General features: G+C 59.8%; 22 protein-coding genes. 13 read left to right on the top strand and 9 right to left on the bottom strand.

From position 1 onward, the window contains the following. Positions 1 to 36: 36 nt before the first annotated feature. The 9 genes from pdxA to accC all read left to right on the top strand — a co-directional run bounded on the left by pdxA (position 37) and on the right by accC (position 7342). On the top strand, positions 37 to 1092 hold the full coding sequence (pdxA, locus tag BLW21_RS04215; RefSeq protein ID WP_092738192.1) for a 4-hydroxythreonine-4-phosphate dehydrogenase PdxA: 1056 nt from the start codon (positions 37 to 39) through the stop codon (positions 1090 to 1092). Positions 1093 to 1261: 169 nt separating this feature from the next. Continuing rightward, positions 1262 to 1630: a helix-turn-helix domain-containing protein gene (locus BLW21_RS04220; protein ID WP_092738193.1), complete on the top strand. Its 369-nt coding sequence runs from the start codon at positions 1262 to 1264 to the stop codon at positions 1628 to 1630. Between the two features lie 60 nt (positions 1631 to 1690). After that, positions 1691 to 2233, top strand: a complete 543-nt coding sequence (locus BLW21_RS04225) for a YceD family protein (protein ID WP_245711805.1) — start codon at positions 1691 to 1693, stop codon at positions 2231 to 2233. 60 nt (positions 2234 to 2293) lie between these two features. Then, positions 2294 to 2518, top strand: coding sequence for a 50S ribosomal protein L32 (rpmF, locus tag BLW21_RS04230; RefSeq protein WP_092738195.1), 225 nt, complete (start codon positions 2294 to 2296; stop codon positions 2516 to 2518). A 126-nt stretch (positions 2519 to 2644) separates the two neighbouring features. Then, entirely contained in the window at positions 2645 to 3586 is a 942-nt protein-coding gene (plsX, locus tag BLW21_RS04235) for a phosphate acyltransferase PlsX (protein ID WP_092738196.1), read from the top strand. 76 nt (positions 3587 to 3662) lie between these two features. Then, positions 3663 to 4667 (top strand): beta-ketoacyl-ACP synthase III, encoded by a 1005-nt coding sequence (locus tag BLW21_RS04240; protein ID WP_092738197.1) that lies wholly within the window; start codon positions 3663 to 3665, stop codon positions 4665 to 4667. Positions 4668 to 4793: 126 nt separating this feature from the next. Then, on the top strand, positions 4794 to 5357 hold the full coding sequence (efp, locus tag BLW21_RS04245; protein ID WP_092738198.1) for an elongation factor P: 564 nt from the start codon (positions 4794 to 4796) through the stop codon (positions 5355 to 5357). Between the two features lie 50 nt (positions 5358 to 5407). Next, the gene (gene accB, locus BLW21_RS04250) at positions 5408 to 5887 is read left to right on the top strand and encodes an acetyl-CoA carboxylase biotin carboxyl carrier protein (protein ID WP_092738199.1); all 480 of its coding nucleotides are present in this window, start codon (positions 5408 to 5410) and stop codon (positions 5885 to 5887) included. A gap of 105 nt (positions 5888 to 5992) precedes the next feature. Beyond that, positions 5993 to 7342, top strand: coding sequence for an acetyl-CoA carboxylase biotin carboxylase subunit (gene accC / locus BLW21_RS04255; RefSeq protein ID WP_092738200.1), 1350 nt, complete (start codon positions 5993 to 5995; stop codon positions 7340 to 7342). Positions 7343 to 7431: 89 nt separating this feature from the next. On the opposite strand, the gene BLW21_RS04260 is transcribed toward accC, so the two are convergent. After that, entirely contained in the window at positions 7432 to 8013 is a 582-nt protein-coding gene (locus tag BLW21_RS04260) for a DUF3109 family protein (RefSeq protein WP_092738201.1), read from the bottom strand. 33 nt (positions 8014 to 8046) lie between these two features. Further along, complete coding sequence (locus tag BLW21_RS04265; protein WP_092738202.1) at positions 8047 to 9192, bottom strand: glycosyltransferase family 4 protein; 1146 nt, start codon at positions 9190 to 9192, stop codon at positions 8047 to 8049. A 193-nt stretch (positions 9193 to 9385) separates the two neighbouring features. On the opposite strand from BLW21_RS04265, the gene BLW21_RS04270 reads away from it, so the two are divergent. The 4 genes from BLW21_RS04270 (at position 9386) to BLW21_RS04285 (ending at position 15068) form a co-directional block, all read left to right on the top strand. Beyond that, entirely contained in the window at positions 9386 to 11647 is a 2262-nt protein-coding gene (locus BLW21_RS04270) for an ATP-dependent helicase (RefSeq protein WP_092738203.1), read from the top strand. Positions 11648 to 11813: 166 nt separating this feature from the next. Beyond that, complete coding sequence (locus BLW21_RS04275; protein ID WP_092738204.1) at positions 11814 to 12539, top strand: DUF4290 domain-containing protein; 726 nt, start codon at positions 11814 to 11816, stop codon at positions 12537 to 12539. A gap of 127 nt (positions 12540 to 12666) precedes the next feature. Then, entirely contained in the window at positions 12667 to 13971 is a 1305-nt protein-coding gene (murA, locus tag BLW21_RS04280) for a UDP-N-acetylglucosamine 1-carboxyvinyltransferase (RefSeq protein WP_092738205.1), read from the top strand. A 314-nt stretch (positions 13972 to 14285) separates the two neighbouring features. Next, a complete protein-coding gene (locus BLW21_RS04285) occupies positions 14286 to 15068 on the top strand; it encodes a DUF4349 domain-containing protein (protein WP_262490432.1) in 783 nt (260 codons plus the stop codon). A 190-nt stretch (positions 15069 to 15258) separates the two neighbouring features. Here the strand turns inward: BLW21_RS04285 and BLW21_RS04290 are convergent, their stop codons facing one another. The 7 genes from BLW21_RS04290 to BLW21_RS04320 form a co-directional block, all read right to left on the bottom strand. Beyond that, entirely contained in the window at positions 15259 to 15594 is a 336-nt protein-coding gene (locus tag BLW21_RS04290; RefSeq protein WP_092738207.1) for a phage holin family protein, read from the bottom strand. A gap of 139 nt (positions 15595 to 15733) precedes the next feature. Beyond that, a complete protein-coding gene (locus BLW21_RS04295; RefSeq protein WP_092738208.1) occupies positions 15734 to 16822 on the bottom strand; it encodes an agmatinase family protein in 1089 nt (362 codons plus the stop codon). 165 nt (positions 16823 to 16987) lie between these two features. Beyond that, positions 16988 to 17626 carry a chemotaxis protein CheC gene (locus BLW21_RS04300; RefSeq protein ID WP_245711806.1) on the bottom strand — a complete coding sequence of 213 codons (639 nt, stop codon included), beginning with the start codon at positions 17624 to 17626 and terminating at the stop codon, positions 16988 to 16990. Between the two features lie 57 nt (positions 17627 to 17683). Further along, the gene (locus BLW21_RS04305; protein ID WP_092738209.1) at positions 17684 to 19321 is read right to left on the bottom strand and encodes a chemotaxis protein CheA; all 1638 of its coding nucleotides are present in this window, start codon (positions 19319 to 19321) and stop codon (positions 17684 to 17686) included. Between the two features lie 194 nt (positions 19322 to 19515). Beyond that, a complete protein-coding gene (locus BLW21_RS04310; protein WP_092738210.1) occupies positions 19516 to 19878 on the bottom strand; it encodes a response regulator in 363 nt (120 codons plus the stop codon). A 77-nt stretch (positions 19879 to 19955) separates the two neighbouring features. Next, complete coding sequence (locus BLW21_RS04315) at positions 19956 to 20456, bottom strand: chemotaxis protein CheW (RefSeq protein ID WP_092738211.1); 501 nt, start codon at positions 20454 to 20456, stop codon at positions 19956 to 19958. Positions 20457 to 20510: 54 nt separating this feature from the next. Beyond that, on the bottom strand, positions 20511 to 24293 hold the full coding sequence (locus BLW21_RS04320) for a HAMP domain-containing protein (RefSeq protein WP_245711807.1): 3783 nt from the start codon (positions 24291 to 24293) through the stop codon (positions 20511 to 20513). Positions 24294 to 24477 lie beyond the last annotated feature (184 nt).

Raw genomic sequence — 24477 nt, forward strand, 5'->3', positions numbered from 1 at the left:
CATATCAGCACACCGAACAATCACCACATCAACCGAATGCTCCCACGAATTGGTATTTCCGTCGGTGACCTGGCCGGTATCGGGCCCGAGGTCATCTATAAAACGTTCCTCGATCCGCGCCTGCTCAAGTTCTGCACGCCGGTAGTGTACGGCACGGCCGCCGTACTCTTCGACGACTTCCCCACCGATCCTAACCACGAGCCGCTCCGGTTCCGGCAGGTACGCGAGGCGGCCGATATTGCCCCCGGCAAGCACAACGCCGTGAGCTGCTGGGAAGATGACGACGTACAGCTCACGCCCGGCCAGCCCAGCACGGCCAGCGGCGCGGCCGCCCGCCAGAGTTTGCTCGCCGCCGCCCGCGACCTGAAAGCCGGCCTGCTCGACGGCCTCGTCACGGCGCCCATCAGCAAGGAAAATACCCAGGCCGACGACTTCCGCTTTCCCGGCCACACCGAGTTCCTGACCAGCTTCTTCGGGGCCAAAGAGAGCCTGATGCTGCTCGTGGCCGACGAGCTGCGGGTGGCGACGGCCACGGGCCATATTCCGCTCAAGGATGTGCCCGCGCGCCTCACCAAAGAGCTGCTCACCACCAAGCTCCGGATTCTGCTGGCCTCGCTCAAAAACGATTTCGGCGTCGAGAAGCCCCGGGTGGCGGTGCTGGGTCTCAACCCCCACGCCGGCGAAAACGGCCTGCTCGGCACCGAGGAAGCCGCCGTAGTAACGCCCGTAATCCAGCAGCTGCTGCACGGCGGCCACCTGGTGTTCGGCCCCTACCCTGCCGATGGCTACTTCGGCACCGGCCAGTACAAGCAGTTCGACGCCACCCTCTCGCTTTACCACGACCAGGGCCTGATTCCGTTTAAAACCCTGGCCTTCGAGCGGGGCGTCAACTACACGGCCGGCCTATCCGTCATTCGCACCTCCCCCGACCATGGCACCGCCTACGGCCTCGCCGGCCAGTTCAAAGCCGACGAAACCTCCTTCCGGGAGGCCCTGTACTTGGCCTGCGAGCTGGTAAACTACCGGAAAGCGCAGGCCGAAATTGTGCCCCTGGTACCCGGTCCGGCCCCGCGCGGCGGCCGCCGGGAGTAGGTGTAAGTGAGCAGGAAAACGGGCATTTCCCCCTGGTCTGGCTAATCTCCCAAACCGAAACTTTCTTTCCAAATATGAAAGTTTGTTTGCGGATTCGGAATTGCGTTTTACCTTTGCAGCAGAAACGCCGGAACCACTAGGCTCCGGCGTTTTGCTTGCCACTGGTTCTATGCTCCTTCAAACCCCCCTTGACTACCGTACTGCCCTGCGCCGCCTCGATGCGCTGGCGGCCGCCGGCGTGGAAGGTAATGAGGCGCTGGAAATCGAGTTCCGCACCCTTATTGCGGCGCTTGATATTTACGAGGGCAAGTTGGGGTTGCTGCCGATTCCGAACCTGCCCACCTCGCTGGCCGAGATGATTGAGCTTAAGCGTCAGCAGATGCGCCTCAAGCAGAAGGAGCTGGCCGAACTGCTCGAAGTGCCCGCCAGTCGCCTCTCGCAGATACTTAGCGGCAAGCGCCGCGTAACGCTCGATCTGGCCAAGCGCCTGTACGAGCGGCTGGGCATTCCGTCGGATTTCATTCTGAAAAACGCCTGACCCCACCCTACCCCCGCTATACGACTAACATACCGGGCAAAAGTGCCTACTTTTGCCCCCTTGCCACTACCTCCCGTGAAAAAGGATTCGCCCACTACCATCAACATAGCCCGGCTGGCCGATAAAACCCACCACTTCGAGTTTGACCTCGACCGGGCCTTTTTCGAGCAGTTCGACCAGGAGCTGATTCCGGATGGCAACGTGCATGTGGATGTAACGCTGCACAAAACCGAGCGCCTCATCACGGTTGATTTCGACCTGAACGGCACCGTGCGCCAGGTATGCGACCGGAGCCTCGACGATTACGACCAGGACATTAAAGCGCACGAGCAGCTGCTGGTGCGCTTTGGCGACGAGAACAAGGAGCTCGACGACAATGTGCTGCAAATCACGCCCGATGCCCAGACGCTGCCGCTGGCTCAGCACCTGTTCGATTTCGTGGGCCTGGCCCTGCCGATGAAGAAGCTGCACCCCCGCTTCCAGAACGAGCCCGACGACGAGCCCGACGCCAAAACCAAGCTCATCTTCACGACCCGCGGCGAAGCTGCCGACGACGACGATGACGAGGACCCGCGCTGGAACGCGCTGCGCAACCTCAATTAGGCCCTGCGCCTGCCCGAGTTTTCATTTTTACTTTTTTCATTTTTTCACTGTTTTCTTCTCATGGCTCATCCTAAACGCCGGACCTCCTCCGCCGCCCGCGACAGACGTCGTAGCCACTACAAGCTCACCCCCAAAGCCGTAACCCTCTGCGCCAACACCGGCGAGCTGCACCTGCGCCACAAGGCCTATGTAGTAGACGGCGACCTGTACCTGAACGGCAAAGTTGCCATCAAGGACTATGCTCCCGTTGCCGCCGCCGCTCCGCTCGATAGCGACGACGAATAGCCTTCTTTTGTAGCTGATAGCTGGTAGCTGTTAGCTGTTAGCTCTTGTCAGAAAAACAGAAGCTAACGGCTAGCAGCTATTGGCTAACTGCTCAACCAACATCCCGACCCTCTTGACTTTTCTTTCATGAAGATAGCTCTGGACGCAATGGGGGGCGATTTCGCTCCCCAGGCCGCCGTCGATGGGGCCGTGCTGGCCGCTCAGCAGCTGGCGGGCAAGGCACAGATTGTGCTTATTGGTCAGGAGGAAGCCGTGCGGCCGTTGCTGGCCGCGCACGGCGCCGCCGCCGAAAGCCTCACGCTGGTTCCCGCTTCCCAAATCATTGAGATGGGCGAGCATCCGGCCAAAGCCTACCAGCACAAGCAGGATTCGAGCATTGCCGTGGGCTACCGCCTGCTGGCCGCCCGCGAGGTGGAGGCATTCTGCTCGGCCGGCAACACCGGCGCTATGCTGGTGGGGGCCATGTTCAGCGTAAAGGCTGTGCCCGGCGTGCTGCGGCCGGCCATTGCCAACTTCGTTCCCAAGCTGCACGGCGGTACCTGCATCATGCTCGATGTGGGTGCTAATGCCGACTGCAAGCCCGAAATGCTGGAGCAGTTCGGTGAGCTGGGTTCCTTGTACGCGCAATATGTACTGGGCATCGGGCAGCCGAAGGTAGGACTGATGAATCTGGGGGAGGAAGAGGGCAAAGGCACGGCCGTTACCCAGGCCGCGCACCAGCTGCTCAAAGTCAATCCGCACCTCAACTTCATCGGCAATATCGAGGGCCGCGACCTGTTCAACGAGAAAGCCGACGTAATTATCTGCGACGGTTTTACGGGCAACGTGCTGCTGAAAATGGCCGAGTCGGTGTACGACGCCCTGACTGAGCGCAACTTCAAAGACCCGTTCTTCGACCAGTTCAACTACGAAGCCGTGGGCGGCTCGCCCATTCTGGGCATCAACGGCAATGCCATCATCGGGCACGGCGTAAGCACGCCCACTGCCATCTGCAATATGCTGCTGCAGGGCTACCAGATGGCCCATGCCGGCATTGCCGACCAAATTAAAGCTACTTTCAAGTCCTGATTTCGGCTTTCGTCCGGTTTCCATAACGGGGACCGGACTTTTTGCGGGCCGCTTCTTTTGTTCCTTCGCTCCACTCATGAAGATTACCGCCGCCATTTCCGGGGTGGGTGCCTATGTGCCCGATTACGTGCTCACCAACCAGGAACTCGAAGGCCTGGTCGACACGACCGACGAATGGATTTTGAGCCGTACGGGTATCAAGGAGCGGCATATTCTGAAGGGCGAAGGCCAAGGCACCTCGGTGATGGGCGTGAAAGCGGTAGAAAACCTGCTGGCTAAAACCGGTGTGGCCGCCGTCGACATCGACCTCATCATCTGCGCCACCACCACGCCCGACCTGGTGTTTCCGGCCACGGCCAACATCATTTCGGCGGCAGTGGGCGCTACCAAGGCCTTTAGCTTCGATATGCAGGCGGCCTGCTCGGGCTTTATGTATGCGCTGGCCACCGGGGCGCAGTTTATTGCCACCGGCACCTACAAAAAGGTGGTGATAGTGGGCGCCGATAAAATGTCGAGCATCGTGGATTATACCGACCGCTCGACCTGCATTATTTTCGGCGACGGCGCCGGCGCGGTGCTGCTCGAACCCAACCACGAGGGCCTGGGCCTGCTCGACCAGGAACTGCACTCCGACGGCAACGGCGAGCAGTACCTGCACCAGAAAGCCGGTGGCTCGCGCCGTCCGCCTTCGGCCGAAACCGTAGCCAACCGCGAGCATTATGTGCATCAGGAAGGCGCGGCCGTGTTTAAGTTTGCCGTCAAAAACATGGCCGATGTCGCAGCCCAGGTATCGGAGCGCAACGGCCTCACCCCCGATACCATCGACTGGCTGGTGCCGCACCAAGCCAACAAGCGCATCATCGATGCCACGGCCCACCGCGTGGGCATTGGCCCCGAAAAGGTAATGCTCAACATCCACCGCTACGGCAACACGACCAACGGCACCATCCCGCTCTGCCTCTCCGACTACGAACAGCAGCTGCGCAAGGGCGACAACCTCATTATTGCGGCCTTTGGAGGCGGCTTTACCTGGGGCGCGCTCTACCTTAAATGGGCGTACGATGGCGCTTCGCGCAATTAGTAATTGATAATTAAGAATTAAGAATTTGCCGCTCAAACATGTTTTTTGCTGAGCATCGACGGTTAATCTTGATATCTTATGTTTCAATTATTAATTACTAATTCTTAATTACTAATTAAAAAACGAATGGCCACCACCGCAGATTTCCGCAACGGGCTCGTAATCAACTACAACAACGAGCTGCACGTCATCACCGAATTTCAGCACGTGAAGCCCGGTAAGGGCCCGGCATTTGTGCGCACCAAAATGCGCAATATCAAATCCGGCCGCACCCTCGACAACACCTTCAATGCAGGTGTGAAAGTAGAAACGGCCCGCGTGGAGCAGCGCCCCCACCAGTACCTGTTTAAGGACGACTACGGCTTCACGTTCATGGACAATGCTACCTTTGAGCAGGTGGTGCTGCCCGAAGCCATGGTGCCCTTCGCCGATTTGATGAAGGAAGGCCAGGAAGTAGGCATTCTGTTCCACGCCGAAACCGAGCAGCCCCTCACGGCCGAGCTGCCGACCACCGTGGAGCTGGTAGTCACCTACACCGAGCCCGGCCTGAAAGGTGATACGGCCACCAACACGCTCAAGCCCGCCACCGTCGAAACGGGCGCCCGCATTCAGGTGCCGCTGTTCGTTGATACGGATACCAAGATTCGGATTAAAACCGCCGACTACAGCTACGTCGAGCGGGTTAAGTAAGCCGCCGAGCCCGTTAATTTCCCCGGATACGCCCTCTTCCCACCAAGCCCATGAAAGCCCAAGAACTTCAGGACCTCATTGATTTCATCGCCAAATCGGGCCTCAACAAGGTCAACATCGAAACCGAAGACTTCAAGATTTCAGTGCAGCGCGACCCCAACACTAAAATCGTGACGATGGCCGGCGCTGCTCCGGCTCCGGCCGCTACTGCTGCCGCACCGGCCCCGGCCGCCCAGGCGGCTCCGGCTGCCGCCGCACCGGCCGCCGCCGAAGCCCCCGCCGCCAGCAGCGCCACGCCCCTGAAGTCGCCCATGATTGGCACGTTCTACCGAAGCAGCAGCCCCGAAACGCCGGCCTTCGTGCAGGTAGGCGATATGGTGGAGAAAGGCCAGGTTATCTGCATCATTGAGGCCATGAAGCTCTTCAACGAAATCGAAGCCGAGCAGTCGGGCCGCATCGTGAAGGCCTTGGTAGAAAACGCCACGCCTGTAGAGTACGACCAGCCGCTGTTCCTGATTGAAGCGGTATAATTTCAGAACTTAGAAGACAGAGCTTAGAGCTTAGAGTATGGAGGGGCTCCGCGCCGCCTCATTTCTAAGTTCTAAGCTCTTAGTTCTCACATCTACTTCAGCGCTGTGTTCAAAAAAATACTGATTGCTAACCGGGGCGAAATTGCGCTGCGCGTGATTCGGACCTGCAAGGAAATGGGCATCAAAACGGTGGCCGTGTACTCGACTGCCGACAAGGAGAGCCTGCACGTGCGCTTCGCCGACGAGGCCGTGTGCATTGGGCCGCCGCCCTCGGCCCAGAGCTACCTGAGTATTCCGACGCTGATTGCGGCCGCCGAAATCACCAACGCCGACGCTATCCACCCGGGCTACGGCTTTCTGAGCGAAAACGCCGAATTCTCGCGCGTATGCCACGAGAACGGCATCAAGTTCATCGGCGCCTCGCCCGATATGATCAACCGCATGGGCGACAAAGCGTCGGCCAAAGCCACCATGATTGCCGCCGGTGTGCCCGTAGTGCCCGGCTCGGTGGGTTTGCTAGAGTCGGTGGAGCAGGGCAAGCAGATTGCCGCCGAAATCAAGTACCCGGTCATCATCAAGGCCACGGCCGGCGGTGGTGGGCGTGGCATGCGCATCATCAACTCGGAAGACGAGTTTGAGAAGGCCTGGAACGATGCCCGCACCGAGTCGAAGGCCGCTTTCGGCAACGACGGCATGTACCTGGAAAAGTTTGTGGTGGAGCCCCGCCACATCGAAATTCAGGTGTGCGGCGACCAGTTCGGCCACGTCTGCCACCTTTCGGAGCGCGACTGCTCGATTCAGCGCCGCCACCAGAAGCTGGTAGAGGAGGCCCCCTCCCCTTTCATGACCGACGATTTGCGCGAGCGGATGGGCGCGGCGGCGGTAGCCGGCGCATCGGCCATCGGCTACGAGGGCGTAGGCACCATCGAGTTTCTGGTCGACAAAAACCGCGACTTCTACTTCATGGAGATGAACACCCGCATTCAGGTGGAGCATCCCGTGACGGAGGAAGTGGTGAACTACGACCTGATCAAGGAGCAGATCAAGGTGGCGGCCGGCATCCCGATTTCGGGCGCCAACTACTACCCGCAGCTGCACGCCATGGAGTGCCGCATCAACGCCGAAGACCCGGCCAACAACTTCCGGCCTTCGCCAGGCAAAATCACGACCCTGCACATTCCGGGCGGCCACGGCGTGCGGGTGGATACCCACGTGTATGCGGGCTACCAGATTCCGCCCAACTACGACTCGATGATTGCCAAGCTCATCACCGTGGCCCAGACCCGCGAGGAGGCCATCGTGAAAATGAAGCGCGCCCTGAGCGAATTCGTGGTGGAAGGCGTGAAAACGACCATCCCCTTCCACCTGGCCCTGATGGACAACGAGAAGTTCAAAGCCGGCGACTTCACCACTAAGTTCCTGGAAGACTCGTTCGACTTCTCGCAGCTGCAGTAATTGACACAGCTGCTTAGCGCAGTAAAAAACCGGGCTGCTTCACTTGCGTGAGGCAGCCCGGTTTGCGTTGGAGCGAATTCAGCTACAGCCTATCCTGCGGCCGTTTCACCGCCCTGCTCAATTTCCGCTACCAGCTCGCCGTACCAACCCTCGCCATACTTGCGAATCAGGGGCTCCTTGAGGAACTGGTAGATGCGCACGCCCAGGCTGGCGCCGAACGAGCAGGCGGGCGAGCAGATGGTCCACCGGTCGTAGTTGAGGGCCTCGAAGCCGTCGTATTTGGTGATGCGGATGGGGTACAGGTGGCAGCTGATGGGCTTTTTGAAGCTGGTGGCTCCGGCCAGGTAGGCCTGCTCGATGCCGCACTTGAGGATGCCCCGCTCGTCATAGAGGGCGTAGGCGCACTCCCGGTCGTTGATGGTGGTGGTGCTGAAGTCGCCCTCCCAGTCCTTGATGTAGCGGCCCTGCTGCTCGATGGCGGCGCGGCCGGCATCGGTGAGGAAGGGCTTGATGTTCTCGTATTCCTGATTGAGGATGTCGAGCTCCTCGGGCTCCAGGGGCGCGCCCAGGTCGCCCTCTACGCAACACGCGCCCTTGCAGGCTTCGAGGTTGCAGACGAAGAAGTTGTCCCGAACGTCGTCGGAAATAAGTGTGTGCTGAATCTGAATCATCTGGTTGTTTTCTCGCTGCAAAGATACCCCCAATTATGCCACCGCCCAGAGAATCTGTTCGGTTAGCTCGCATTGGCGGTGGTGCGAATACGTGGCCAGGGCCTCCTGCTGCCCCTGCCGGCCCAGGCGCTCCATCAGGCCCGGCTCCTGAAGCAACCGCGCCACTGCCGCTGCGAAGGAGGCGTGGTCGCGTAGCTCGAACAGCAGCCCAGTGCGGTTGTCGTCGAGCAGCTCGCGGGTGCCGCCCGCCGCCGCGCCCAGCACGGGCCGGCCGGCTGCCAGCGCCTCAATGGTCACCATGCCGTAGGTTTCGTTGGTAGAGGCCGTGATGGAAACGTCGAGGGCGCGGTAGGCTACTTCGGGCTGGGGCGTGAAGCCGCGCAGGTGTACCACCTCGGCCAGGCCCAGCGCCTGAATACGGGTTTGCAGCGCGTCGGCGTAGGTATTGCCCTCGTTGCGCGTCGGCTCCCCTACCAGCAGCAGGTGCAGCTGCGGAAACTGTTGGCGTAGCTCCGCCAGAGCTTCCACCACGAAATCCTGGCCCTTGCCGTCGTCGAGGCGGCCGATGAGACCCAATAGCACGGCATCTTTGGGTAGCGCCAGATTCAGGCGGCGGCGGGCTTCGACGGTGGTCAGCTGCTCGTCGGCGAATTTCTCCAGCTCCACGCCCAGCGGTACTACGTGCAGCGTTGAGGGTGCCAGCCGGGTTTTCTCCAGCACCTGTTGGGCCAGGCCGGGCAGCGGGGCCAGCCAGGCCGCTAAGGCCCGGTAGCGCAACGTATGTACCAAGCCGCGCTTGGCCAGACCCAGCTGCATGTGCTGCTGATACACCAGCGGCAGCTTCGGCAGATACAGCCGCTTACAAAGCACGGCCAGGCCCAAGTCGCCGTTGCGGCTGATGAGCAGGGCCCGCGTTCCGAAGGTCCGCAGCACGGCGGCCAGCCGGCCGGCCGCCGGCAGGTCGAGAGCTTTCCAGGGGTTTTCGAGCGTTGCCACGGTGGCGCCCAACTCGGCGGCGCGGGCGGCCAGCGGCGAGCCGGCGCGGGTGATAACCTGCACCGGCCAGCCCCGCGCCTGCATCCAGCCCGCAAAACGGGCCGTGTTCAGCTCCAGCCCGCCCCAGCTATCGGACAGGCACAGGATGGACAGCGGAAACGGGGTGCGGGCGGAGGTGCTCATGGCGCGAAGATATGGCTGGGTTTTCTCGCAGAGGTCCGCAGAGGGATAAACGAAGATAAAGGGAGGACTTGCTTTAACCTTCGCGCGCTCCTCTGCGAGAAAACCTAGCTGCGCCCGTTTCCATCCCCCGCCCGAAAGCCTTACCTTTGCTAACAAGCCAACCGGCTTAGTTTTCCGCTGCTGACTACCGAATATGGGACTCGATTATCACGCTCTACTGAACCCCTCGCAGGCCGCTGCCGTGATGCAGATTGAAGGCCCCTGCATGATTATTGCCGGCGCCGGCTCGGGCAAAACCCGGGTGCTCACCTACCGCATCGCTAATCTGCTCGAACAGCAGGTCAACCCGTTCAATATCCTGGCCCTCACCTTCACCAACAAAGCCGCCAAGGAGATGCGCGCCCGCATCGAGAAGGTCGTGGGTCCGGAGGCCAAGAACCTGTGGATGGGCACGTTTCACAGCGTGTTTGCCCGCATTTTGCGCTCCGAAGCCGATAAAATCGGCTACCCCCGCTCGTTCACTATCTACGACACCCAGGACTCCAAAACGCTGATTGGCCAGATTCTGAAGGAGCTGGAGCTGGACGACAAGATGTACAAGCCCAACATGGTGCTGAGCCGGATTTCGGGGGCCAAAAACAAGCTGATTTCGGTGCAGCAGTACCTCAACGACCCGGTTATCAAGCAGGACGATGAGGCGGCCATGCGGCCCAAGCTGGGCGTGATTTACCAGCAGTACGCCAACCGCTGCTTCAAGGCCGGGGCCATGGACTTCGACGATTTGCTCTACCAGACCAACGTGCTGTTCAAGGACCACCCCGACGTGCTCAACAAGTACCAGAACATGTTCCGGTACGTGATGGTCGACGAGTACCAGGACACCAACTACTCGCAGTACCTGATTGCCCGCAAGCTGGCGGCCAAGGAGCGCAACATCTGCGTGGTGGGCGACGACGCGCAGAGCATTTATGCCTTCCGGGGCGCTGATATTCAGAACATTCTCAATTTCGAGAAGGACTACCCCGAACTGCAGGTGTTCAAGCTGGAGCAGAACTACCGCTCGACCCAGAACATCGTGAAGGCGGCCAACTCGGTTATCAAAAACAACCAGGCCCAGCTGCGCAAAGACGTGTTTTCCGACAATGAGGAAGGCCCGCTGATTGAGGTGTTTAAGGCCTCCTCCGACAACGAGGAAGGCAAACTGGTGGCCCAGAGCATCTACGAGGACAAGATGAACCAGCATCTGTCCTATGACAACTTTGCCATTCTGTACCGCACCAACGCCCAGAGCCGGGCGATGGAAGAGTCGTTGCGCAAGCTCGGCATCAAGTACAAAATCGTGGGCGGCCTGAGCTTCTACCAGCGCAAGGAAATCAAGGATTTGGTGGCCTATTTGCGCCTCACGGTGAACCCCAACGACGAGCAGGCGCTGCGCCGGGTTATCAACTACCCCAAGCGCGGCATCGGCGACACGACGCTGGCCAAGCTCATCAATGCGGCCGAGGAAGCCAACCACACCATCTGGGAAGTCGTCAGCAACGCCGACAAGTTCCTGCCCACCCGCACGGCCAACCCGATTGTCGATTTTTCAGAGAAAATAAAGGCCTATACCACCGTAGCGGCCAAGGAAGATGCGTTTGAGGCGGCCAAGTTCATTGCCAAGAACTCGGGTATGATTGAGGAGCTGTATTCCGACAAAAGCATCGAGGGGCTGAGCCGCTACGAGAACATCCAGGAACTACTCAACGGCATCAAGGCCTTCGTGGAAGACCCCGAGCGCGAGGACAAAACGCTCGGCTCCTTCCTGCAGGATATAGCCCTGGTGACGGATTCGGACCTCAAGGATGCGGCGCAGGAGGGCGAGCAGGTAACGATGATGACCATTCACTCGGCCAAGGGCCTGGAGTTTCGTAACGTGTATATCGTGGGCCTGGAAGAAAACCTGTTTCCGAGCCAGATGATGATTACCTCGCGGGCCGATTTGGAGGAGGAGCGCCGGCTGTTCTACGTGGCCATCACGCGGGCCGAGAAGAAGCTCACGCTCAGCTACGCCACTTCGCGCTACCAGTGGGGCAATTTGCGCAGCTGCGAGAAAAGCCGCTTTCTGGATGAAATCGACCCCAAATACGTCGACTTCAAGTTTTCTTCGGGCCCCGGACCCGACCGGGCCGGGCCGGGCGAGTCGCCGTTCGGCCATGTGTTTGAGCGCCGCTCGAACCTGGTGCCGCCTCCGCCCCGCAAGACCGTTGCGACCAAGTACGTGGCCCCCGCCGACTTTGTGCCCTCCGACACCAGCAAGCTGGAAGCCGGCCAGCGCGTGGAGCATCCCAAGTTTGGCTTCGGTAAAGTCACCAGCCTCGAAACCGTGCAAGGTTCCACCAAAGCCATTATTCAGTTCGAGGAAGTGGGCGAAAAAACGCTGCTCCTGAGCTTCGCCAAGCTACGGGTGCATTAAGCTGATTCCGGCCTTCTTGCGCTCCTTTGCGTTACTTTAGGCAAACGTAGCGCGGCAACAGCCGCCTACGCTGCCTCTGCCAAACCTTGCCCGACCGGCTTCTGTGCTGAAGGCACTGCCCGCAGGGCGCGTTTGGCGTATATTTGATCTTTCGCATACCATTTTCATGACCCTTCCCTCCCTTCATAAGCACGAGTTGCTCCAGCGCGAATACGGCCAGAGCACCTTCCAGCTCGTGCAGCAGTTGGCCGGCATTGAGGACCGCGACGAGCGGACCCGCCGGGCCCAGCAGATCGTGCAACTCATCTTCCGCCTGCAGCCCGCGCTGCGCGACCAGCCCGACAGCCAAGCTACGGTCTGGAACCACATCTTCGAAATGGCCGACGGCGAGCTGGACGTGGATGCGCCTTTCACACTGGCTGCCCAAGTGAACCTGGGGCCGCCCAAGCGCCTCGCTTATCCGGCCAAAGGCCCTAAGTTCCGGGCCTATGGGCAAGCCATAGAGCAGCTCGTGGCCCAGGCCCTGACGCTGGAAGACGCCACCGAACGCGAGCAGGCGGCCATTATCATCGGCCGCACGATGAAGTTCCTGTACCGCTCCCACAACAAGGAGAATGCCAAGGACCTCACCATCATCAAGCACCTGCGCGAGCTATCGGGCGGCGAGTTAAACCTGGATGCTGACTGTGTGCAGGCCGAGAATCTGTTCGAGTTTGCCAGCACCGGTGGCCGGACAGCGTCATTCATCGTGCCTCAGCCCCGCCAGGAACGCGACGGCAGCGGCAACCGCCGTAGTGGTGGTGGTGGCAGTAACAGTGGCGGCAACCGGCGCGACAAGCAGCGCCGTGGCGGCCGCAAAAACCGCCAAGAGCCCCAGCAGCCCCCGCAGTAGAGTTTTGCGGAGCTATTGGCTGACAGCTGTTAGCTAATAGCTTTTCAGTGCTTGGATCCGCCCCATTCAATACCGAACATCAAGCTAACAGCTAGCAGCTGTCAGCTGTCAGCTAATAGCTCAACACATGGCCTCTTTTGAAGTAATTGGCGGTAAGCCGCTGCATGGTGAAATTATGCCTCAGGGCGCAAAAAACGAAGCCCTGCAGATTCTGTGCGCCGTGCTGCTGACCAGCGAGCCGGTCACCATCAGCAACGTGCCCGACATCCGCGACGTGAACAAGCTCATTGAGCTGCTCCGCGATTTAGGCGTGAAAGTGGGCAAGCTGAGTTCGGACTCTTACCTGTTCCAAGCCAACAACGTGAACCTGGCCTACCTCGACACGCCCGAGTTCGTGGCCCAGGCCGGGGCCTTGCGGGGGTCGGTGATGATTCTGGGGCCCATGCTGGCCCGCTTCGGGCGCTGCCAGTTGCCCAAGCCCGGCGGCGACAAAATCGGACGCCGGCCAATGGACACGCATTTTCTGGGCCTTGAAAAACTGGGTGGCAAGCTCACGCTCGAGGGCAAAGACTTCTACCGCATTAAGGCTGAAGACGGCCTGACCGGTGCCTACATGATGCTGGATGAGGCCTCGGTAACAGGCACGGCCAACATCGTAATGGCCGCGGTGCTGGCGAAGGGCACCACCACCATTTACAACGCCGCCTGCGAACCATATTTGCAGCAACTGTGCAAAATGCTGGTACGCATGGGCGCGAAAATCAACGGTATCGGCTCCAACCTGCTTACTGTTGAAGGCGTGGAGCAGCTCGGTGGCACCGAGCACCGCATGCTACCCGACATGATTGAAATCGGCTCGTTTATCGGCCTGGCCGCCATGACGGGCTCCGAAATCACCATCAAGGATTGTCAGATTGCCGAGTTGGGCCTTATCCCCGACACATTCCGTAAGCTGGGCATCAAGCTGGAATTTCGAGGTGACGATATTTACATTCCGGCCCAGCAGCACTACGAGATTGACACCTACCTCGACGGCAGCATCCTCACCATTTCCGACCACACCTGGCCTGGCTTCACGCCCGATTTGCTCAGCATTGTGCTGGTAGTGGCTACCCAGGCCAAGGGCACGGTACTCATTCATCAGAAGATGTTCGAGTCGCGCCTGTTCTTCGTCGATAAGCTCATCGACATGGGCGCCCAGGTGATTCTCTGCGACCCGCACCGGGCCACCGTTATCGGCCTCAACCACCAGAAACGCCTACACGGCATCACCATGACCTCGCCCGACATCCGGGCCGGTGTGGCCCTGCTCATTGCCGCTCTTTCGGCCGAGGGCCGCAGCGTGATTGAGAATGTGGAGCAGATCGACCGCGGCTACCAGCACATCGACCAGCGCCTGATTGCACTGGGAGCCCAGATTCGGCGGCTGTAATTTCACTGGTGAGTAGTTGCTAGTGAGTAGTTGGCCTGGCCTTTTTAATAGCTGCCCGGCTCCCGTTTAGGGGGCCGGGCAGTTTCGTTCAGGAGCGGTACAGCAGGTTACCTTCCAACAGGTCGGGTATGAAGTGCAGGTGCTAGCCCGCTTTGCCCAGTCATGTCCAGTAAAAAACCTGCCGTATGCGTATCCCGATTTTATTGTGGTTGAGTTTAACAGCAGGGTTGCTGAACTGCGGCAACAGCCAGTCGTCGATGGGCGAGCCATCAGCCGAAGTTGCTGCGGATGCTGCAGTAGCGGACGGTGCAGTTATGGAAGTACCCCCGCCTCCTCCCCCACCTGACGTCCCGGGTCCAGAAGCCAAACAATATACCACCACCTCAAATGGCACTCCAGCTGGCGAACCTACTTCCGCCACGCCGGCCGCTAACCGCAAACTGGTGTATCACGCCACGGTGCGAATGAAAGTGGCTAGTCTGGCCCGCGCCAACCAGCGTATGGATAGCCTCACCCGGGCCCTTGGGGCTTTCGTGGAAGGAGCTTCGGAAGAGCGCGAGGATGGCCAGTGGCGGCACGAGATGAAAATTCGCGTTGCGCCGGCCCGCTTTCAGGCTTTGTTAAGCGGACTGGGCCGCTTTGGCGTGGTCGAATCCAAGCAGCTGACCACCGACGACGTAACGGCCCAGCACGCCGACATATCGGCCCGGCTGGCTTCCAAGCGGGCGCTGGAACAACGGTACCTGGAATTACTGAAGCGGGCGAACAAAGTGTCCGACATGCTGGAAATTGAGCAGAAAGTAGGCGAAATCCGCGAGGATATTGAGTCAACCCAGAGCCGCCTGCGCGCCCTCAACGATGAGGTGGGCTACTCTACCATCACGCTCACCTATTACCAGGAGCTCAGCCAACGCCGCCCCGATGCGCCGATGCTCTCCTTCGGAAGTCGGCTGCTGGCCTCGTTCTATGGTGGCTGGGAGCTGCTGACCGACCTCCTGCTGGGCCTTGTGGCCGCCTGGCCGTTGCTGCTACTACTGGCAGCCGGCACAGCCACCGTGCAAGCCTGGCGACGCCGACGGGCCAGCCGCGTCAAGTAACAAGCTGCCTTTTTCAGCATCTCCCCCCCCCGAACAGATCCGGTACGCATAGGCGGCTGCTTCCAGGCTATAGGCACCAATGATAGCGCTTATTAACCCATTGATATAACTGATTTCAGCTGGCTTTTTATGCAGAACGCCCCGCCAACATAAGTCGGCGGGGCGTTCTGCATAAAAAGTCAACCGGAATCTAATCGGTAATCAAGCCCACTATCGAAGTAGCCAACGAAAGCACAATACTGAACAACAACGCTGAGAAGAAGCCATCAATCTCGAAACCGGCCATTAGGTAGCTGGCCAGCATGATAATCAGGGCATTGATTACAAACAGGAACAGACCGAGCGTTAGAATGGTAATGGGCAGCCCGATGATTTGCAAAATGGGCTTTACCACTGCGTTGAGGATGGCCAACACGACAACCAGAATCATGGCGTCGCTGAAGCCGCGGATGTAGGCCCCGGGCAGGAAGGTAGCCAGCAGGTACGCGACGATGGCCGAGAGGATAAACTTGAGAATGAAGCCCATAAGTCAAAAAGAAGGTTCAGGTGAGAGAATACAGTATTCAGGGAGTTGAATACTATACGCGCACAGGTGTTTTCAGTTGCCCGTGTTCCGTTGTGAGGCGACGAGAATAGTAGCCGCCAACCGGACCCAAGCACTTACATTACTCAATGGTGCGGGCTTTGAGGCGACCCTGCGAAACGGCCATCCAGTTGGCCATGTGGAAGAGTAAACGAGCACCGACGATGGCATTCCACTCGGTGTCGCCGGGTGCTACCTCGTTCAGGTCGCAGCCAATAATAGTACGGCCCGAGCGCACCACCATGCGCAGCAGGTACACGGCCTGCTCGAACTCGAGGCCGCCGGGTACGGGGGTACCGGTACCGGGGCAAAGCTTGGGGTCGAGGCCGTCAATATCAAAGCTCAGGTACACTTTCTGCGGAAGTTGGGCAATGATTTTCTTGCACTCCTTCTTCCACGACTTACCGCCCAGCATTTCCGATTGCAGGAAACGGTCGGCGAACAAGGCCACGCGGCCATTGCTCTGGTCGATGAAATCGGCTTCCTGCTGGCAGTAGTCCCGGATGCCAACCTGCACCAGCTTCTTCACCTGGGGCAGCTGCAGGGCGTTGTGCATGATGGAGGCGTGCGAGAATTCGAAGCCTTCGTAGGCGGGGCGCAGGTCGCAGTGGGCGTCGATCTGCAGAATGCCGAACTCCTCGTGGCGCTCGGCCAGTGCGTGCAGGTAACCCAGCGGTGTGCTATGGTCGCCGCCGAGTACTACCACGCCCTTGCCGGCATCGAGCAACGCGCCGGTTTTAGCCTTTAGCCACTCCAGCAGGGCCCGCCCGCGCTGGTTGATGCGCTCAATGTTAAGGGCATGCTCGGCGCGGCCCTCTTTGGGCTGGCCCTCTTCGAGCCAACCGATGTAGCCTTCGGCCAGCGGACGCAGTTCCTCGCTTTCGGCCGCAATGGCGGCATCGAGCTTCTCCATGGCCAGCCCCATACGCCAGGCTTCAGGCAAGTCGGGGTCGTAGAGGTCAACCTGCAGCGAGGCTGTATGGATGGCCTCGGGCCCCTGGGCCGTACCAGCCCGGTACGACACGGTTACTTCCCAAGGAACGGGCACTACCACCACCTGAGCTTCTTCGGGCGTGAAAGGTAGCCCGAACAGCCCGCCGGCAGCATCGGCAAGGGCATTGGGGTCGAAAGTAGCCAGCTTTTGTTCGAGTGCAGATGCGGAATTGGCCATGGAAAGAGAGATGTTAAGGCTTGAAGATGGAAGAACAAGGTAAAATGGTACTACTGCGAAAATCCGTTTCGCGACGAGCAAAGCGAGTTCCCCACGGAGGAACTCGCTTTGCTCGTCGCGAAACGGATTTTCGCGGTGCGGTAGCACGGCACTTCAAAGATACGTTTAGGCGCCTAACTGATGGCCGCCCATAAAGTCGTAATTACGAATAATGGCAATAATTTTATCGAACGTGTCACGGTCGAAGAAAATCATCAGCGGCAACTCCACCGAGTTATCCTTGTCCGAAAACTGAGTTATCACCGAGAAAATAAGCGGCTGCACCATCGGATTGTCGTGCAGCAGGCTCCGTAGAGCGGCATCCATATCCCCCTGCGGATGAGCGGGTGGGGCCCCGTAGATGCGGGCCTTGAGGATGTTGGCCAACTGCGTTACCAGCGAACCGGTGATGATGTTGCTGATTTCGAGCAGCAGCGACTCCTGCATATCGTCGATGGCAATGGAGTCGGTGGTTTGCATGCGCAGGCACACTCGCGAAAGGCGCTGCACATGCTGTCCGGAGAAAAACATGAGCGTAGTGCCGTTAAAGTCGCCCCGGATATCGGACTGAATAACGACGTGGCCGGCCTGCAGTTCGCTCACCTTATCCAAGATGCTGCTTCCCGAGACAATGTCGAGGTTGGGCACTTCGAGCAGCACCTTCTCCTGGGCCACCACCGCGAACGAGTCGGCGGCGCGGGCCAGGCCGATGTTCAGGATTTCGCGGATGATATCGCGCTCCAGTTCCGTCATGTGCAATTCCATAGGGTTCAGATGAAAGGGCAGGCTACCTGAGCAACCGGCCAGACTGCAATACGAAAGTTATGGCCGTTTGGCTAAAAAGAGTCGGGTTAAGGCGGGCACATCGAGTACCAGGCAAACCTGACCGCTGCCGAGCAGCGTGACGCCACCAAACAGATCAATAATATCCAGCGGTTTACTCATGGCTTTCACCACAATGTCCTGCTGGCGCAAAAAACGGTCGACGATAAGGCCGAGCCGGCGGTTGTTGTAGTTCACAATGATGATGTCCTGGCGTCCCTGCAGTACCGATTTTCGGGCCGGTGCCAGCGGCTCGTCGCCTTCAAGGTGCAACAGCTCGCGCAACGATACCACCGGCACGTTTTCGTCCTGCAGACGCGTGAGCAGCACCCCGCCCACCACACTGAAGCGGTCGGGCATCAGCGACACGACCGAATCGGTGTGCATGAGGGGCAGCGCGTAGCTGCGGTTGTCGAGCTCGAACAGCAAGGCACCCTTCACGGCAATGGAGGTGGGCAGTACCAGCGTAAAAGTGGTACCCTGACCCAACACCGAATCGACGCGCAACTGCCCACCGAGCGAGTCGATGGCCAGCTTCACTACATCAAGCCCCACGCCGCGACCCGAAATTTCGGTTACCTCCTTCGCCATCGAAAAGCCGGGTTCAAACAACAAGGCCCGCACGGCAGCTTCGGAGAGTTGCGCGGCGGCGGCCCGCGTCACCAGGCCACGCTCTACAGCCTTGCGGCGCACGCTGGCCACGTCGATACCGCGGCCGTCGTCTTTCACCTGCACCAGCACATCATCACGCTCGGCCTGCGCCGAAAGTATAAGTTGGCCCTGGGCGGGCTTACCGGCGGCCTCGCGCTCAGCGGGCGTTTCGAGGCCGTGGGCAATGGCATTGCGCACCAAGTGCAGCATTGCGTCGGTGATAATCTGAAGGATGTTGCGGTCAATCTGGATGTCCTCGCCCTGCAGGGTCAGCGCCACGTCCTTGCCTTCGGTAGTAGCCACGTCGCGGACTACCCGTGGGAACTTGCTGAACAACGACCCTACTCCTACCAGCCGGGCATCCATCACACTGTACTGCAGCTCTTCGGCAATGCGCGAGAAGTGGGCGGCGGCCGTCGTAAGGGCCGGGTTGTCAATTTCGCGGCTCAGCGTCAGAATCCGGTCACGGTCGATAATCAGCTCGCCCATCAGGTTCATCAGGTGGTCAAGCTTCCGCACCTGAATGTAAACCAAGTCGGAGAGTTCAAGCTTACGGCTGACATCCTCCTCATCGTCGGCTTCCTCATCCTCGAGGTTAGGCTCCTCGCCGCGAGTCAGCTTGTCGAGGTTATCAAGCAGGCGCTGCACATCGGGGACTTCTTGCTCTTCGCCTACGGCCCGAATCAGCTCACCGAGCGTATCGATGCCGCCGAACAGCACCGGCACCAGATTGCCGGTAAAGGTGGCCTGCCCGTCGCGGAGCTGGCCAAATACCGTTTCCATGTTGTGGGCCACCTCACCGATGCTGGTGTAGCCCATAGCCCGGGCGTTCGACTTAAGGTTGTGCATAAGCCGGAACAGCTCGCGCAGGGCCTGCTCATCGGCCGGATTACGCTCCAGCTCGCTGATATGGCGACCCATGGCGTCATAGTATTCCAACGCTTCGGCCATGAATAGCTCGCGGTACTCCTGCTCCCGGTTACTCATCGCGCCACGGAAGGTTGGGGCCAGTTTTCATTGCACTCGCCCACCCCTGCTCCGCAGTGGAGCAGGGGTATTCGGCAAGAGCAGAAACTGCGGATGGGTAAAACAACACAAACGACACGATACGCGGGAGATTATTCACTAATCAGCGGCCAGTTGGCAGAATATCCTCCTGCCAACTGGTCGCTGATTACTGGTTACTGCAGAGCGATGCCTACAATTTCGAGCACTTTCTCCTCCGAGAAAGGCTTCACAATGTAAGCTGAAGCGCCACTTTCGAGGGCTTCATTGACGATAACCTCCTGGCCCACGGCCGAGCACATCACCACTTTCACATCGGGCTGCTCCTGGCGAATACCACGCAGCACATCGAGGCCGGTGTTATCGGGCAGAATCACATCGAGCGTAATCAGGTCGGGCTTGGTTTCGATGGCCATTTCCAGGGCCTGCTGGCCATTGGCAGCCTCGCCTACCACTTCGTAGCCAGCATCGGTGAGCATGTTCTTGAGCATCGTCCGCATATAGAACGAATCGTCGACGATGAGAATGCGGTTTTTCATAAGAGGGAGGAAAGCGAAATGAGAATGCGGGGCCCGGCTCAGTAGCCGGTTTGGCCCGTTGTACGGCGGCGGGGGGGCTAAGATGCCGCCGAAGCCGGTAACTGCATAATTTCGGAGGGAGTAAGTAGCTTCAGCATGTCGAGCACCACAATAATTCGGTCGCCGATGCGGGCAATACCCTCGATGTATTTGTCGTGAATATTGGCTTCCTGAATGAATTCTGGCGTCTGCTCGATGGCTGACTGGGGTACCGACAGCGGCTGGGGCACCTCGCGCACCACTACACCAATGGTGTAATCTTTGGCCTCAATGGCCATGGTGTAGGTGTGGGCCGCCAACTCCTCGGTGGCTTCGCGCAGCTGAAACCGCTCCTCCAAATCAATAACGGCAATAATATCGCCGCGCAGGTTGGCAATACCCTTCACAAATGCAGGCGTTTTGGGCATGCGGGCAATATCTGGCGTCAGAGTTACCTCCTTCACCTGCTCGATACGGACGGCATACTCCTCCTGTCCCAACCGAAAAATGATCAGCTGAATAAGTGGGTCGGGCGCGGCGGCTTTTTCGGTGGGGGGCATTTAGTGGCGGTGCATGTTGGATAGTGGGTAATTAGCCTTTCAGGGGGCAAAATCCTACTTCCCCTTCGCTGGCTTGTCTTTCGCAGCCTTGGCTTTCGCAGCCGACTTCGGATTTGAAGCCTGGGCAGTGGGAGCGGCAGCTTTACGGCGGACTGAAGCGGCGGGCTTAGCAACTGGCGCTTCGGCCGTGGTGGCCGGCTTAGCAGCTACCCGGCGAACCGGCCGCCGCTCGGGCTCTGGTTCGGGCTGGGCCACGGCCCGGCGCGGACGGCGTAGCGTAGCAGCGGTAGCTACCGGTGTTGCCGGCGCCGGGGTCGGGACCGGGCGGCGGATCATCCGGCGGCGGATGGGTTCGGGCTCCGGTTCGGGCTCGGGCTCCAGGTATTCCATCAGCTGGAAGGCCGAAAGGCCCAGCTGCAGGTCATCGGCAATATCGGTCAGGTTCTGGCTGCTGGTGGTCAACTCCTGCATGCTGGTGGAGAGCTGCTTGGCCGTGCCAGCTACCTGCTGGGTGCCCGAGGCGGTCTGTTCGGCAATGGCCACCACTTCTTCCACGTACTTCACCACGTCGCCGATACTCGTTTTCTGAATTTCGGTGGCCGTGAGGATGTCGCGACTGGTGCGCAGGGTTTCGCCGCTGCTGGTGGCAATGTTTTTAAAGGCCGAACTGGCCTCGAAGGTGGCATTTTTACCCTTGAGTACCCGGCCTTCCATGGTGCTGATGGCGGTAGCGGCCGAGGTAGTGTCTTTGCGAACATCCTCTACCAGCGTGGCAATTTCGCTGGCCGATTTGCGCGAGCCCTCGGCCAGCTTGCGGATTTCTTCGGCTACCACGGCAAAGCCGCGACCGGCCTCGCCGGCGCGGGCGGCCTCGATGGCGGCGTTCAGGGCCAGCAGGTTGGTCTGAGAGGCAATGTCGGTAATCACGCCCAGCGACTTGCTGATTTCGCCCGAACGGGTGCTCAGCACTTCAATGGTTTTCGAGGTCTGGGCCGCAGCCGAGCTGATTTCCTCCATGTTCTTCACCACTTCAGCCACTGTTTTGAGGCCCAGCTGCGAAGTCTGCTCACCCAGGATGGCCGCTTTGATACCCACATCGGCTTTGCCGGCGGTTTCCTTGGTGGCCTGCATGATTTCCTCAATCAGCTTGAAGGCCTGATCGGTTTTGAGGGCCTGGTTCTGGGCGCCCTCGGCCATTTGCTGCATGGCGCGGGCCACGTCGGCCGTTACCTGGCTCATGGCCTGCCCCTTCTCCACCATCTCCTCCGACGACTCGCCCACAATCTGCGACGACTCGTTGATTTCGCCCAGCAGCTCGTTGAGGTTGTCCACGGCCAAGTTCAGTGCGTCGGCCATGGCCCGGATGTCGCCGGTCGTTTCAATCTCGGCCCGCTGCTGCAGGTCGCCCTCCGAAATGGCCCGTACCACGCGGCTCACTTCGAGTACCGGCGAGGCAATGGATTCGATGAGGGCGTTGAGTGTATCGACGAGCTCTTTCCAGGAGCCCGACACGTCGGTTACGGTGGCCCGCTCGGTGAGCTTGCCCTCCACGCCGGCTACTTTGGCTACCCGGCTTACTTCCACGGCCAGGCGGTTGAGGTCGTCCACCATGCGGTTGATGGTGTCGGCCAGGTCTGCCACTTCGCCCTGGGCACCGAGGGTCAGTTTCTGGGTCAGGTCGCCCTGGCTTACGGCGGTTACTACTTTCACGAGGCCCCGCACCTGGGTGGTGAGGTTGGCGGCCATGGTGTTCACGTTGTCGGTCAGCTCCTTCCACACCCCGCTCACGTTGGGCACGTTGGCCTGCCCGCCGAGGCGGCCCTCGGTGCCCACTTCCTGGGCCACGCGGGTTACTTCGCCGGCAAACACATTCAGCGAGTCCACCATCTGGTTGATGTTGTCCTTGAGGTCGAGCAACTCGCCCTTTACATCCACCGACACCTTCTGGCTCAAATCGCCGCGGGCTACGGCGGTGGTTACGTTGGCAATGTCGCGCACCTGGCTCGTGAGCGAGGCGGCCATAAAGTTCACGTTGTCGGTCAGGTCTTTCCAGGTGCCGCGCACGTTGGGCACTACGGCCTGGCCACCCAGCTTGCCCTCAGTGCCCACCTCGCGGGCCACCCGGGTTACTTCGTCGCCGAAGGTGTTGAGCGAGTCCACCATCTGGTTGAGGTTTTCCTTGAGCTGAAACAGCTCGCCTTTCACGTCGACCGATACTTTCTGGCTCAGGTCGCCGCGGGCTACGGCCGTGGCCACATTAGCAATGTCACGCACCTGACTCGTCAGGTTGCTGGCCATCGTGTTCACGTTGTCGGTCAGGTCTTTCCAGGTACCCGATACGCTGGGCACGTTGGCCTGGCCGCCCAGAATACCTTCGGTGCCTACTTCGCGGGCCACGCGGGTTACTTCGCCGGCAAACACGTTGAGTGAGTCCACCATCTGGTTGAGGATATCCTTGAGCTCCAGGATTTCGCCCTTCACGTCCACGGTCATCTTCTGGGTCAGGTCGCCCTTGGCCACGGCCGTGGCCACGCTGGCAATGTCGCGCACCTGACTCGTCAGGTTGCTGGCCATCGTATTCACGTTGTCCGTCAGCTCCTTCCAAGTGCCGCCCACGTTGGGCACGCTGGCCTGGCCGCCCAGCTTGCCCTCGGTGCCTACTTCGCGCGCCACCCGGGTTACTTCGTCGCCGAACACGTTGAGCGAGTCCACCATCTGATTGAGGATGTCCTTGAGCTCCAGGATTTCGCCCTTCACATTCACGGTCATCTTCTGGGTCAGGTCGCCCTTGGCCACGGCCGTGGCCACGTTGGCAATGTCGCGCACCTGAGAAGTCAGGTTGGAGGCCATCGTGTTCACATTGTCCGTCAACTCCTTCCAGGTGCCGGCTACGTTGGGCACGCTGGCCTGGCCGCCGAGCTTGCCCTCGGTGCCCACTTCCTGCGCCACCCGGGTTACTTCGCCGGCAAACAGGTTGAGCGAGTCCACCATCTGGTTGAGGTTCTGCTTCAAATCGAGCAGCTCGCCTTTTACATCGACGGTGATTTTCTGGCTTAGGTCGCCGCGGGCTACGGCCGTGGCCACGTTGGCAATATCGCGCACCTGACTTGTCAGGTTGCTGGCCATCGTGTTCACGTTGTCGGTCAGGTCTTTCCACACGCCGCCTACGTTGGGCACGCTGGCCTGGCCGCCCAGTTTGCCCTCGGTGCCCACTTCCTGCGCCACCCGGGTTACTTCGCCGGCAAACAGGTTGAGGTTGTCGATGGTCTTGTTGATAGTTTCGGCCATCACCTTGAAGTCGCCCGAAACCGGAATCTGGAACGTCTCGTCGAGGTTGCCGCGGCTGATGTTCTTGAGCACCTTGCCCACTTCGAGCACCGGTACGGCAATGCTGTCCACGAGGCCGTTGATGTTGTTGATCATGTCGCGCCAGAAACCGGCGGCATTATCGACCGAGGCGCGGGCCTTCAGGTTACCTTCTACGCCGGCCACCTTCGAAATGCGCGACACCTCGCCGCCTACCCCGGCAATCATATCCACCATCGAGTTGTACGCCTCGGCAATTTCAGCAAAGATGTCGTCGTTCTGCTTGGTCAGGCGCACGCTCACGTCGCCCTTCTTGAAGGCGTCGAGGGCGTAGAGCACCCGATTGAGCTGGTCGTTGATGTAGTCCGAATCGGAACTCCGCACCAACGCCTTGCGGGAGTCCTCGGCCCCTTTTTTACGAGTATGATTGCTGCCACCCAGGTGAGCATTTGCGCCTGGTGCCGCAGTAGTAGCCGTGTCCGGGGTAGCGGCGGCCGGACGGGTGGATGGGGACGTCTTTGCTGAAGCCATAGGAAGGGAGCGTAACCAAATCCGCGCAGTGTGAGCGGGGCGCAAACTAAACTGCCGGAGTGGAGTTTCTTACCCGGCAAAGGTAGCAGAACTGCCGATTTGGCCGCACGCTGTTTTTGGATACTCCACAAAAAGCCCGCAGTTTCTTGGCGGACCTACATCGGCTCGAGCTTAGCCGCTAGTA

The sequence above is a fragment of the Hymenobacter psychrophilus genome (assembly GCF_900107135.1).
Classification (GTDB): domain Bacteria; phylum Bacteroidota; class Bacteroidia; order Cytophagales; family Hymenobacteraceae; genus Hymenobacter; species Hymenobacter psychrophilus.